Origin of the sequence: Pseudodesulfovibrio thermohalotolerans, assembly GCF_021353295.2 — a bacterium.
GTDB classification, from domain to species: domain Bacteria; phylum Desulfobacterota; class Desulfovibrionia; order Desulfovibrionales; family Desulfovibrionaceae; genus Pseudodesulfovibrio; species Pseudodesulfovibrio thermohalotolerans.
This window is the reverse complement of record NZ_CP120635.1, coordinates 3,178,478-3,190,387: the sequence shown is the minus strand read 5'-3', so window position 1 is coordinate 3,190,387 and position 11,910 is coordinate 3,178,478. Positions and strand designations below refer to the sequence as shown.

The 11,910-nt window shown below is 61.6% G+C and carries 10 protein-coding genes; 9 read left to right on the top strand and 1 reads right to left on the bottom strand.

The window, feature by feature from the left end:
- The first annotated feature begins 5 nt into the window (after positions 1-5).
- From LF599_RS14945 to LF599_RS14905, 9 genes are all read left to right on the top strand, one after another.
- The gene (locus tag LF599_RS14945; RefSeq protein WP_279521330.1) at positions 6-935 is read left to right on the top strand and encodes a calcium/sodium antiporter; all 930 of its coding nucleotides are present in this window, start codon (positions 6-8) and stop codon (positions 933-935) included.
- 429 nt (positions 936-1,364) lie between these two features.
- A complete protein-coding gene (locus LF599_RS14940; RefSeq protein WP_269943375.1) occupies positions 1,365-2,834 on the top strand; it encodes an alkaline phosphatase in 1,470 nt (489 codons plus the stop codon).
- Between the two features lie 100 nt (positions 2,835-2,934).
- Complete coding sequence (locus tag LF599_RS14935) at positions 2,935-4,086, top strand: YibE/F family protein (RefSeq protein ID WP_279521329.1); 1,152 nt, start codon at positions 2,935-2,937, stop codon at positions 4,084-4,086.
- A gap of 56 nt (positions 4,087-4,142) precedes the next feature.
- Positions 4,143-4,580 carry a YccF domain-containing protein gene (locus tag LF599_RS14930; protein ID WP_269943376.1) on the top strand — a complete coding sequence of 146 codons (438 nt, stop codon included), beginning with the start codon at positions 4,143-4,145 and terminating at the stop codon, positions 4,578-4,580.
- A 122-nt stretch (positions 4,581-4,702) separates the two neighbouring features.
- The gene (locus LF599_RS14925; protein WP_269943377.1) at positions 4,703-5,437 is read left to right on the top strand and encodes a Bax inhibitor-1/YccA family protein; all 735 of its coding nucleotides are present in this window, start codon (positions 4,703-4,705) and stop codon (positions 5,435-5,437) included.
- A gap of 258 nt (positions 5,438-5,695) precedes the next feature.
- Complete coding sequence (lpxK, locus tag LF599_RS14920; RefSeq protein ID WP_279521328.1) at positions 5,696-6,826, top strand: tetraacyldisaccharide 4'-kinase; 1,131 nt, start codon at positions 5,696-5,698, stop codon at positions 6,824-6,826.
- A 21-nt stretch (positions 6,827-6,847) separates the two neighbouring features.
- On the top strand, positions 6,848-9,043 hold the full coding sequence (rnr, locus tag LF599_RS14915; protein WP_279521327.1) for a ribonuclease R: 2,196 nt from the start codon (positions 6,848-6,850) through the stop codon (positions 9,041-9,043).
- A 303-nt stretch (positions 9,044-9,346) separates the two neighbouring features.
- Positions 9,347-10,009, top strand: coding sequence for a LexA family transcriptional regulator (locus LF599_RS14910; protein ID WP_279521326.1), 663 nt, complete (start codon positions 9,347-9,349; stop codon positions 10,007-10,009).
- Between the two features lie 233 nt (positions 10,010-10,242).
- Entirely contained in the window at positions 10,243-10,407 is a 165-nt protein-coding gene (locus LF599_RS14905; RefSeq protein ID WP_269943379.1) for a hypothetical protein, read from the top strand.
- A gap of 372 nt (positions 10,408-10,779) precedes the next feature.
- On the opposite strand, the gene LF599_RS14900 is transcribed toward LF599_RS14905, so the two are convergent.
- Positions 10,780-11,760 (bottom strand): diguanylate cyclase, encoded by a 981-nt coding sequence (locus LF599_RS14900; RefSeq protein WP_279521325.1) that lies wholly within the window; start codon positions 11,758-11,760, stop codon positions 10,780-10,782.
- Between the last annotated feature and the right edge of the window lie 150 nt (positions 11,761-11,910).

Sequence of the window (11,910 nt, the reverse complement as noted above, 5' to 3'; positions counted from 1 at the left end):
TTTTGATGTTCATCGATCTCATCACATTTTGTGTCTCGGCTTTTTTGCTTTGGTTCGGAGCCAACTGGATAGTCGCCTCAGCGGCGCTCATCGCCCGCAAGTACAACGTCTCGGAGCTGGTCATCGGCTTGACCATCGTGGCGCTCGGTACTTCGGCACCGGAATTTCTGGTGACCATTAATGCGGCCTTCCGGGGGCAGAACGACATTTCCCTTTCCAATGTTGTCGGCTCCAACATCTTCAACCTCGGCTTCATTCTTGGCGTCATGGCCATGATAAAGCCGCTCGTCTCGAACCGGACCATCGTTTACCGCGACGGTCTGCTCCTGTTCCTGACCACGGCAGGCATCCTGGCCGTATCCTTCACCGGCACCCTGGGACGCGTCTTCGGCGCATGTCTGGTGGCCCTGCTCATAGGCTACCTCATATATCTCGGCCGGAAGCGTGAAAACGTCGGAGCCGACGAGTTGGAGGAGACCAGGGGCAAGGTCGCGACCTGGCGCGACGGAATCTGGCTCCTGGCCGGATTCGTGGCCATTGCCGCGGGCGGCGACCTGATGGTCTCGGCTGCCACGTCCATAGCGTCCGATCTCGGCGTATCCTCCTGGGTCATCGGCGTGACCATCGTGGCTGCGGGCACTTCCCTGCCCGAGCTGGTCACCTGTCTGGCCGCTTCGGTGCGCGGCAAGAACGAGATGTTGCTCGGCAACCTCATCGGGTCCGACTTTTTCAACTTCGCGGGCGTGCTCGGTCTGACCTGCCTGCTCAAGCCGTTGCCCGTCTCTCCCGAGGCGTCCTCCGGTCTTGTCCTTCTGGTGATAATGGTCGGTCTGGTGATGCTCCTTCTGCGTACCGGCTGGAAGCTCACTCGCCTGGAGGGCGGATTGCTCGTGGCCATCAACCTCTTCCGCTGGGCGCACGACTTCATGCCGTAGGCGCGAGCACCCGCGCGGTCCCGGATATTTCCGGTGGCGTCGCGTGTTCCCCTCGATCCCCCCGAGAGGGCGGGAAACCTGATCCTTCGAACCATCGTCGACCTGCCTGCCCCGAACAGGCGGGTCGATTTTTTTTGTTTCCCGTCGAACCGAGTCCGGGCATTTCGCGCGACCGGCGCCATTGTCTTTTCCTGAAGCGGGAGAACCGTCCGTTTCGCGGGTTCGGCGCTGCCCTGACCATTGGCCGAGGTGCGGGGGAAAGAAGAAGGCTGGAGGGTATATAGAATAGTAAAAACAACAGGATGTACTGTTGCAGAGTTGTCGCCTTTTCGTCACCCGGCGTTTGCCCGGACTCATGTTTCCGTAACGTTCCGGGCGTAAATACTTGGGCACTGAAAAAAACAACAAACGGACCTGAGGAGGTTTGACATGTTGAAAGTGGAAAAACTGATTTTCCGGTGTGTCCTCGCGCTGGCTCTCGCCATGGTGTTCATGGCCGGTCCCGCCTGGGCCAAGGACGCCAAGTACGTATTTTTCTTCATCGGCGACGGAATGGGTCTGCCCCAGCGCGCCGCCAGCTCGGCTTATCTGGGCAAGAAGCTGGCCATTGAGGCCATGCCCGCCCAGGGTATCACCACCACCTTCGCCAACGACCGGTTCATCACCGGCTCCGCCGCTTCCGCCACGGCTCTGGCTACCGGCATGAAGACCAACATCAACTACATCGGCGTCGATCCCGAGTTCAAGCCGGTCAAGACCATCGCCGAGATGGCCCGGGATCGCGGCATGAAGGTCGGCATCGTCTCTTCCGTGTCCATCGACCATGCCACTCCGGCCGCTTTCTACGCCCATGTGAAGTCCCGCTCCATGTACCATGAGATCGACCACGCCCTGGCCGATTCCGGCTTCGATTTCTTCGCTGGCGGCGGTCTCAAGGACCCTGCTGGCAAGAAGTCCAAGGCTCCCAAGGGCAACGCTCTTGAGAAGGCCAAGGCCAACGGCTACAAGATCATCGACAACAAGAAGGACTTCATGGCCCTGAAGCCCGGCGACGGCAAGGTCATCGCCTGGAACGCCTGGCTTCAGGACGGCAAGGCCCTGCCTTACGTCATGGACATGACCGACAAGGACATCACCCTGCCCCAGTTCACCTCCAAGGCCATCGAGATGCTCGACAACGACAAGGGCTTCTTCCTCATGGTCGAGGGCGGCAAGATCGACTGGGCCTGCCACGCCAACGACGCGGCGGCTTCCATCAAGAACACCATCGCCTTTGACGATGCCGTCCAGCAGGCCATCGCCTTCTACAACGAGCACCCCGACGAGACCCTCATCGTCGTCACCGGCGACCATGAGTGTGGCGGCCTGACCCTGGGCTTCGCGGGCACCAAGTACGGTTCCCACTACGATGTCCTGAGCAGCCAGAAGGTTTCCTTCCAGAAGTTCACCGATGAAATCATGGGCGACTTCAAGAAGAAGGGCGGCGACTTCAACGCCATGAAGCCCGTCATCACCGCCGAGTTCGGCCTGAAGTTCGACGGCGACGCCAAGACCGATCCCATGGTTCTGGCCGACTATCAGGTCGCCGACATCGAGCAGGCCTTCCGTCGCTCCATGGCTGGCGAGAAGGTCAAGGGCGGCGACTACCTGCTGTACGGCGAGTACGATCCGCTTTCCGTCACCCTGACCCATGTGCTGAACCAGAAGGCCGGTCTGGGCTGGACCTCCTACAAGCACACCGGCGTCCCGGTTTCCACCTCCGCCATGGGCGTGAACGCCGAGTCCTTCAACGGCAGCTATGACAACAAGGACGTGGCCACCAAGATCATGTCCTCCATGGGCCTGCCCGCCGAGGCCGTGTACGCTGACGCCGCCACCGTGCGCGTGGCCGCCAACTAGTCACCATCCTCCAACCTGCGGCGGGGGGGGGGGCGGGGGGGGGCCCCCCCCCCGGGGGGGCTCCCCTGAGCCGCCCCCCCCGCCGCTCTTTTCAAGACATATGCACCCACTCAGCAAAACGTCCCGCGATTGGCTTCTGGTCATCATTTTTCTCATTATCTCGGCGGTACTCTACTTCGTGCCCACGGGGTTCGAATCCGCAAAGGATGAAAACTCGGTTCATTGCTCGGCCCGCGTCACGGCCGTGGACGACACCGAAATCCAGGTCCTGGGCATGATTCGGGCCGGAGAGCAGGAGGTCGAGCTCGAAATCCTCGACGGACCGTTCCGGGGCGAAACCTTCACGGCCAACAACCAGCTCATGGGCCAGCTCGACCGCGACAAGCTGTTCAAGCCGGGCGACAAGGCCTACGTCATCCTCACTGTGGACGGCGACGGCAAGGTCGTGTTCGTCAACCCCCAGGCCCATTACCGTCTGGGGCTCGAATTGTTCCTGCTCTGTCTTTTCGCCGCGCTGCTTCTGCTCTTTGGCGGATTGACCGGGTTCAAGGCACTGCTTTCCTTCGTTTTCACGGGGCTGGTCCTGTGGAAGGTCCTGGTGCCTCTGCTGCTGAAGGGGACGGACCCTGTCTGGCTGACCCTTTGCGTGGTGGCCCTGCTCAGTTCGGTCATCATATTCCTGGTGGCGGGGGTCAACCGCACCGGCCTGACCGCCTTTCTCGGAGCCCTGCTCGGGGTGGTGGCCAGTTGCGCCATGGGCGTTTATTTCACCGGCCATTTCCACGTCCACGGGGCGGTCATGCCCTTTGCCGAGACCCTGCTCTATGCCGGGTACGGACATCTGAACCTGACCCGCGTGTTCATGGCCGGAGTGTTTCTTTCCTCCTGCGGCGCGGTCATGGACCTGGCCATGGATGTCGCCTCGGCAATGAGCGAGGTCGTGGCCAAGAAGCCGGGCATCTCGCGCATGGAGGCGATCTGGTCGGGCATCCGCGTGGGGCGGGCCGTGGTGGGCACCATGACCACCACGTTGCTGCTGGCCTATTCCGGCGGGTTCGTGACCCTGCTCATGGCCTTCATGGCCCAGGGAATCCCGCTGGATACGACCTTCAACTTCATCTACGTGGCCGCGGAGGTGCTCAAAACGCTGGTGGGCAGCTTCGGGCTGGTCACGGTGGCTCCGTTCACGGCCCTGGCGGGCGGATTGCTTCTCACCTCCCGGGAGTCTTCCGCAACGGACCTTCCCCATTGACGAAAGTTTCGGCATGGGCCAATAGCATACGTGAATATGAAGCGTAAGGAGTTCCCATGCTTTCGTTTATAGGCAATCTCATCTGGTGGTTCATAGGCGGGCTGTTCATGGCCCTGGGCTGGCTCTTCGCCGGCTGCCTCATGGCCATTTCCATCGTCGGCCTGCCCTGGGCACGCTCCGCCTTTGTCATCGCGGGCTTTTCGCTGCTCCCCTTCGGACGGACCCTGATCCGGCGCGACGTGCTCACCGGACGCAGTGATCTCGGCACCTCGGACTGGGGTACCGTGGGCAACATCATCTGGTTCATCGTGGCGGGCTGGTGGCTCGCCCTCGGGCACATCATGGCCGCGCTTGGCTGCTTCATCACGATCATCGGCATCCCATGGGGCTGGCAGCATCTCAAGCTGGCCGGGGCCACCCTGGCCCCCATCGGCATGGCCGTGGTCACCGTGGAAGAGGCCGAACGGGTGCACGGAGTCCGCGTGGACCGTTAGGTCCCGGCGGCATTGTGCAATTTCATGCATCCCCTTGCCTTGGCCGTAAAAGCTGATTAGATAGAAGTATTGACGGACAGTATCCGGCAATAAGGTTCGCAATCAATTCCGGAGGAATATCGATGACTCAGTATCCCAGTATGCCTCAGGCGGGCGCGGCCCGCGCCGAGGTTGTCAATGCTTTCATGCGGGGTATCTACGGGTGGATGAGCGCAGGCTTGGGCCTGACCGCTCTGATCTCTTTTGCCACTCTGACCGTTCCCGCGCTGACCAATCTGGCATTCGTCTACAATGCCCAGACCGGCCAGTATGCTCCGACCATGCTGCCCATGATCGCCCTGTTCGCGGCTTTCGGCATGGTCTTTTTCATGAGCTTTAAAATTTCCACCATGAATCCGACCACGGCAACCGGGCTCTTCCTGGCCTTCAGCGCCCTGAACGGGTTCTCGCTGGCTCCGATTCTCTACGCCTACACCACGGCCTCGGTGGTTTCGACCTTCGTTACCACTGCGGGCATGTTCGGCGCCATGTCCCTGTACGGTCTGCTGACCAAGAAAGACCTGACCGGCTGGGGCAGCCTGCTCTTCATGGGGCTCATCGGCATCATCATCGCCATGGTGGTGAACATGTTCCTGCAAAGCCCGGGCATGTCCTTCGCCATTTCCGTTATCGGCGTGATAATCTTCGTCGGCCTGACCGCCTACGACACCCAGAAGCTCAAGACCATGGGCGAGACCGTGCCCCTGGGCGATACCGCAGCCATCCGGCGCGGCACCATCCTCGGCGCACTGACCCTGTATCTGGACTTTTACAACTTGTTCCTCATGCTGCTCCGTCTCATGGGCGACCGCCGGTAATCCCGTCCACACCGTCACATCTGCAAGGCCGCGTCCCTTGGGCGCGGCCTTTTTGTCTCCCGGCCGCGAAATCGTGCCTGAACCGGCTCAAAACGTTTCTCAAAAGTGCGAGACCGATGCCGGTTACGGGAGCATGATGTCGGCCGTTGCGCGGGGCGTATCCCATTGCCCGGTCGTTCCGAGCCTTCGACTAGCGCTTGCCAGCGCGGTGCGGGGAACGTATGCTTTTCCAATGATGAATCTTTTTTGGGGAGCGACATGTCCGAGACCGTGACCGAACTGCAACGCACGCTTTCCCCTGTGCTGCGTCCCGTGTCATGGTTGTACGGCGGACTCATGCGCGCCCGGGCGGGCCTGTACCGCCGGGGACTGTTCAGGCGTTGGGAAGCGTCCGCCCTCACTGTTTCCGTAGGCAACATCGGATGGGGCGGCTCGGGCAAGACGCCCGTGGCCGACTGGCTGCTCGGCTGGGCCGAATCCCGGTCCATTCCGGTGGTCCTGCTGACGCGCGGTTATCGGGCCAAGCCGAAGAATCTCCCCTACGAGGTGAAGCCGGGTGCGCTGGCCGAGGAGGCCGGAGACGAGCCGCTGATGCTCGCCCGCGCCCACCAGAAGGCGCTCATCCTGGTCGATCCCAACAGGACCAGGGCGGGCCGGTTGGCAATGCGCAAGGCCAGGCCCGAATTGGTCATTCTCGACGACGGCTTTCAGCACATGGCGGTCGAGCGGCACGTGAACCTGGTCCTGCTTCGCCCCGACGATCTCGGGGAGGGCTGGAACCGGGTCATCCCGGCGGGCAGTTGGCGCGAACCCGAGGCTGCGCTGGAGCGGGCCGACGCCTTCATGATAAAGACCGACGCCGCCGGATTCGAGGCGTTGCGGCCGAGCATCGACAACCGCCTTTCGCGCTTCGGCAAACCCGTGTTCAGCTTTCGGCTCGCACCGTCCGGAGTGCGGCGGGTCGTCGGCGGAGACACCGCCCGCGATTTCGGGGGCGCGCCGTACCTGCTGGCCACGGGCGTGGGTGATCCGGCCCAGGTTAGGGCCACGGCCGAAGGGTACCTGGGGTATGCGCCCGTGCGGCACCGGGTGTTCCGGGACCATCACGACTATTCCAAGCTGGACGCGCTGGACCTGGCCGAAGAGGCCGCCCGGCTCGGTTGCGCCGCAGTCCTGTGCACGCCCAAGGACGCGGTCAAGCTCGGTCCCATGTGCACAAACATTTTTTGGCAGTTCGACCTGAGTCTGGAGTTTGGCCCCTCCACGCTCGGCCCGGACGCGCCGTTCTCCACATGGTGGGAGCGGCGGTATGAATCTTTCAGTTTACGCCGCGCGGACCGTCTCGAACACGAGGCGGATTTTCGAATGCGGCGCGGGGCGGAGCGGTAAATCTCCGCCAAGGAGACTATAATGGCTAAAAAGAAACGAAGCCAACCCAGGCCTTCGACGCCGCCCTTGTCCGGGGCGGCCCTGCTCAAATTATTCAAGGAAGTGAAGCGGCCCATGTCCAGGGCCGAGGTAATCCGGCGGCTCAGCCTCAAGAAGAAGGACAAGGCGCTGGTTAAGGATTTGCTCAAGGAGCTGGTCCAGAAGGGCAAGCTCGTGCGCATCCGCAGGGGCTACGGCCTGGCGGAGTCCATGCACTGCATCACCGGGCGGCTGGAAATCCAGCGTCAGGGCTTCGGCTTCGTCGTGCCCGAGGATTCGCGGCGCAAGGATATCTTCGTCAACCAGCGGGACCTGAACGACGCCTGGCACGGCGATCGCGTGGTGGTCTCAGTGGTGGGCGAAGCCAAGGCCGGGCGCAGCGCGGAAGGGCGCGTCGTGCGCATCCTGGAGCGCGGCCGCAAGGTCCTGCCCGTCAAGGTCATCAAAAAGATGACCGGCGGCGAGTGGCTCTGTCGTCCTTCCGACCCCAGGCTCAATTTTGGTATCATCGCCATGCCCAAGGACGCATCCATCAAGGTGAAGCCCGGTGAGATCGTTTTGTGCGCGCCCGGCGAGCGCATCGACCCGACCATGTGGGAAGGGGAGATAACCAAGCGGCTTGGCGAGGAGACCGATATCGCCGTGCAGGAGGCCCTGGTCAAATCCAACCACAACATCCGCACCCGGTTCCCGTCCGGGGCCGCGGGCCAGGCCGAGAAGCTGCCGGTCGAGCCGTCCCGCAAGGACTTCGAGGGCCGCCGCGACCTGATGGACAAGCCCTTCGTGACCATTGACGGGGCCACGGCCAAGGATTTCGACGACGCGGTCCTGGTGGAGCGGCTGAAGAAGGGCTACCGGCTCTGGGTGGCCATCGCCGACGTGTCCCACTACGTGCCCGAGGGTTCCCCGCTGGACCGCGAGGCTCTTGAGCGCGGGAACTCCTATTATTTCCCCCGGTCCGTCGAACCCATGTTCCCGGAGCGTCTGTCCAACGGGCTGTGCTCCCTCAACCCCGGCGTACCGCGCCTGACCGTGGTTGTGCGCATGGACACCGACGAGACGGGCCGTACGCGGGAGGCCGACGTCTTTCCGGCGGTTATCCGCAGTCACGCCCGGCTGACCTATTCCCAGGTCCGCGACGCGGTTATCGAGAAGATCGCCGAGGCCCGGAACGGGATGGAGCCGGAAGTGCTCGAAATGCTGGAACTGGCCGAGGAGCTGGCCCGCAAGATCAACCGTCTGCGTTCCAGACGCGGCTCCCTGGATTTCGACCTGCCCGAGCCGGAGATATTCTTCGACGTGCACGGCGAGACCTCGGACATCCGGCCCAAGCAGCGCAATTTCGCCCACCAGCTCATCGAGGAGTTCATGATCGCGGCCAACGAGGCCGTGGCCCGGTTCCTCATCGAGCGCGATCTGCCCTGCCTGTTCCGTATCCACCCCCCGGCGGACGAGGAAAAGCTCAAGAATCTCTTCCGGCTGCTGTCGCGTACGGACAAGTCCGTGGTCATGCCCAAGGAGATCACGCCCAAGTCGCTTCAGATGCTGGTTGCCGCCATGACGGGCACGGACAAGGAGTACATCGTCAACCGTATGCTCCTGCGTTCCATGAAGCAGGCCAAATACTCGCCCGACAACGAGGGGCATTTCGGCCTGGCGAGCGAGGAATACGCCCACTTCACTTCGCCCATCAGGCGGTACGCGGATCTGGTCGTGCACCGTCTGGTCAAGGCGGCCTTCAAGGAGGGGGATGGCGCGCCCGTGCCCGTTCCCGGCCGCAAAAAGCTGCTCAACGTGGCTAACCATCTGTCCAGTCGCGAGCGGGTGGCCATGGACGCCGAGCGCGAGATTCTCAAGCGCGTCACCGTGTTGTTCATGCGCGACAAGGTGGGCGAGACCTTCAACGGGGTCATTTCGCACATCACCGACTTCGGCTTCTACGTGGAACTCAAGGAGGTCATGGCCGAAGGGCTTATCCGGCTGTCCTCCATGGACGACGACTACTATACCTATTGGCCGCAGCGTGAGATGCTCGTGGGCGAGCGGACGGGCCAATCCTTCTACCTGGGTCAGACCGTCGAGGTTGTCCTGGAAGAGGCCAGCGTCGAACGGCTGGAGCTTAACTTCAGCCTTCGGTCCGTGGTGGCAGCCGCCATGGACTACAAGGACCTTATCTAAAAAAATCAAAAGGTTGTGGGCCGTCGCGAGGCGGCCCGCGCCGACAGCCCGGGGATGACGTGAACGGGAGCCAGCCCGCCGCGGTCAGGTTTTTCCAGGGCGTTCCTGACTTTACTGCCGAATCTTCCTTTTTTTGCAATGTTATCAACAGGCTTGTGCCCGGGAAACCCCGGGATGGAGGCGTTTTTGCCGCTTTCGGCGACTTTGCTCGGCAGCGGTGGAAAAAACGTTTTCAGCGGTTGACAATGTGGTTAATCGATAGTAAACATTTGTTCAGCAACATACATTAACCAAGGCGCAACAATGAGCAACGGATTTGAAGCGTTTTTCACGAGACTCTGTTCCGAGACGGAGATAAGGAACCAGTCCCAACTGGCCCGCGAGCTGGATGTGGGACGGGCGGCGGTGTCCCTGGCCAAGCGCAAGGATTCGGTCCCCGCCCGCTGGATATTGGATCTGTCCGCGCGTTTTGGGCTCAATCCGCTGTGGCTGGAGCAGGGCAAGGGGTTTTCCCGGCCCGAGGCGGCCCTGGCCGCGGCCGCCGAGGATGGTGCCTTCTACGAGGAGGTTCCCAAGGTGCGCGCCCGGCTCTGCGCCGGCGGCGGCTCCTTTGAGACCGAGGGGCAGGTGGAGGGGTACTATTCCTTCCGGTCTGACTGGCTTAAACGCCGAGGCAACCCTGCGAACATGGTCTTGATGGAAGTCATCGGCAACTCCATGGAGCCCGAGATCAAGGAAGGCGACATGGTCCTCATCGACCAGTCGCGCACCGACGTCCTGTCCGGCGGCATCTATGCCGTGGGCGTGGAGGATACGGTCATGGTCAAGCGCGTGGAGCGTTTGCCCGGGACTCTGGTGCTGCGCAGCGACAACGTGGACTATTCTCCCGTCCATCTGTCCGGCGACGAGCTCGACAATGTGCGCGTCATCGGCCAGGTCTTGTGGGCGTCCCGGGAATACCGCTAGCCGTATTCATATTGGCTGAAAAGCCCCCGCAGCAAGTCGTGCTGCGGGGGCTTTTTTGTATGTCGGTGAAATATCGAAGGATTTGTTATGAGAACAAAGTGTGCTGAAAAGGACAACAAGGTGTAAAATAATAGTTGACACAAAAGGCGTGTATTGTTTATTAAATAATCACGTTGAGTCAATAAGAACGACACGCGCCTTTTGACGCGATACAAGGCAAAGGAGAAGAGGTCATGCAGGAGCGTTTTTGCAAGTGTGGTCACAGGCTGATGGTTCAATACACCCTTGACGGATTCATCCCCTGGGAAGCGGTCATCCGCGACGACGACGGCAAGTACCATCCGGTCAAGGTCTGTCCTTGTTGCGGCAGCTACTTGTCCATCCATTTTCTCCGATAAGCCTGTCGGATAGTTCCTCACGGTCGTCCGAACCTTGCGGGCGGCCGTTCATCATCCCTGTTTGAGGGCCATGCGCTTTTCCCCGGAGCGTGTGGCCCTCCGCTTTTTTGCGTGGTCGCGCGGGGCGCGGGACGGCGATTCGAGCGGGGGTGATCTGTGATTCGAGCGGGCCGTGGATATGTGGAGTGGATATTGAGCGCGGAGCGGCCCCATGTCTTCGACAACGCCGAAGGGGAGACAGGGGGGAGACAGAGCAGGTTGTTCCGTGTTTTTCTGGCGATGTCGAAAACTGTTCGGAAAGCGTCTTGTTCCGTTGTCCGATTTGCTGGCTCGCGGGGTGGCGTTTCGTTCGAAGGGGCGGGAAAGGGCCGGTTATTGCCGGACCATGTCCGGCTCGGGGAGGGAGACGGATTCCGTGCGGTTCCTTCCTGACTGCTTTGCCTGGTAAAGGGCTGTGTCGGCGGCCTGGATGAGGTGCTCGGGCGTGGAACCGCAGGTGGGCACGACAGCGGCCGCGCCGATGGACACGGTCACGCTCCGGGAAATTTGCGAAGCGGGATGGCTGATGCTGTTTTTTGACAGGTTGGCGTGGATGTTCCCGGCCACGACCAACGCACCGTTGAAGTCGGTGTTTGGCAGGATGATGGCGAACTCCTCGCCGCCGTAGCGTGCCACAAGGTCGCCGGGGCGGTTGGTGGCGGAGCGGATGGAGTTGGCAACGTGTCGCAGGCAGACGTCGCCGTTCACATGCCCAAGCGCGTCATTGTATGATTTGAAGTGGTCGATGTCGATCATCAGCAGCCCCACCGGGTTGTCCTCGCGGCCGTTGCGCACCCATTCTCGGATGAGCGTGTCGTCGAAGCAGCGGCGGTTGGCCAGGCCGGTGAGTCCGTCCTGGTTGGACATGCGTTCCAGTTTGCGGGCCAGTCGTTCAAGCTCGCGTTCGCGGAGCATTCGTTTGACCATTTCGCGTCGGAGTTGCAGGGCCGAGCGAACCCTTGCGCGCAGCTCGGTGCGGCCGACCGGCTTGACGATGTAGTCCGAGGCCCCGGCCGCAAAGGCCCGGTCGAGTTCGCCCGAGTCGTCGTTCTCGGCGATGGCGATGATCGGGATGTCTTCGAATTCGCGGTGGGATTTGACGGTCAGGATGGCGGCGATGCCATCTGTGTCGTGGTTGTCCAGGTCGATGAGCACAAGGTCCACGGGCGTTTCCCCGGAAGCGAATCGTTGCATGGCGCGTAGCGCGCGGTCCAGCGATTCGACGTCCGATACGTCCGTGTGGCCCGCGCTCTGAAGCATTTCAGTAAGCTCCAGGGCGGCGGTTTTTGATTCTTCGATAATGATAATCTTCATGCGTAGGATTTGATACCAGATATTCGGGAAGATGGCGAGATGACAAATACATGAACCGATACGTTGTTCATTCGATCGCGCTGTTGGAATCCCGCTTGTGGCGCGCCTTGCCGGGTGATCGATCGCCTTGCGGTTGGGCTGGTGATACTC